The organism is Candidatus Pantoea deserta (assembly GCF_003813865.1).
Classification (GTDB): Bacteria; Pseudomonadota; Gammaproteobacteria; order Enterobacterales; family Enterobacteriaceae; genus Pantoea; species Pantoea deserta.
The window spans coordinates 1-1,207 of sequence record NZ_RMVG01000059.1; the positions used below are offsets into that span (position 1 = coordinate 1).

Below are 1,207 nucleotides of genomic sequence, written 5' to 3' on the forward strand. Positions count from 1 at the left end.
TGAATCGCCACGGATAATCTGGACACTTCCGAGCCGTTGATAATACTGGTTTTCATATTCTGTCGGTAACATCTCATCGCTCGAACCATGCCGACGCTTACTGATATAAAACATTTCGATGTAATCAAAATATCACCGCGGGCTTCTTCCCGCGTATCGTAGATCTTTTTCTTTATCCGCTCGCGTTTCAGTAACTGGGAAAAGCTTTCTGCAACCGCGTTATCGTGACAGTCACCGCGACGGCTCAAACTCCCCTCCAGGCCGTGTGATTTCAGGAACAACTGCCACTCATGGCTTGTGTACTGACTGCCCTGATCCGAGCGAACCCGCACCTGTCTCTGGGGATCACGCCGCTATACAGTTATCAACAATGCGTTCAGGACAATGTCCTTTGTCATCCGGGATTGCATTGACCAGCCGATAACCTTACGTGAGAACAGGTCAACAACCACGGTCAGATACCGCCAGCCTTCGTGGGGCCTGATGTAGGTTATATCCGTTACCCAACGCTCCTCAGGAGCATCCGGACTGAACTGTCGCTGGAGTCTGTTGGGCGACACGATACTGACCTGCCTTTACGTGCCCGCAGACTCCGGTACCCGACCTGAGCCTTTATCCCGCCACGCTTCATCAGTCGCCAGACTCTGTTCACCCCGCACTGTTGTCCGCTGTCCCGCAGGTCCGGATGGATCTTGCAATAGCCATAAACACAACCGGACTCCAGCCAGAACTGTTTGATCTGTTCCGTCAGTCTCAGATCTGCCTGGTGGCGCTGAGAATGCGGCTGCTGAAGCCAGGTGTAAAAGCCACTGGGATGAACATCCAGCACCCGACAGAGCAAACGAACAGGCCAGCAACAGATGTTGTCACGGATAAAGGCGTACCTCAGTCGGACAGTTTTGCGAAGTACGCCGCGGCTTTTTTAATATGTCCCGCTCGCCAGTAACCCGCTTTAGCTCCTTCTGAAGCCGGCGGATCCCGGCCTGAGCACCTGACTGTTCTTTATTAGTGGATGAGTCCGGACCGTACTTCTTTATCCAGGCGTAAAGGCTGTGGGTGGTGATATCAAGACGTATTGCAACGCTGGAAACAGAATGACCGCGATCAACAACCTGTTTGACTGCTTCAGTTTTAAACTCTTCGGGATAACGCTTGCCGCTCACAGGCACCTCTCCTCAAGTCATCTTAAATGGCTCTGAGATGTCTG

1 pseudogene is annotated in these 1,207 nt (G+C 52.4%); it reads right to left on the bottom strand.

The annotated features are described in order from the left end of the window. Positions 1–1,163 (bottom strand): annotated as a pseudogene (locus BBB56_RS23380) (IS3 family transposase); the annotation flags it as partial. Positions 1,164–1,207 lie beyond the last annotated feature (44 nt).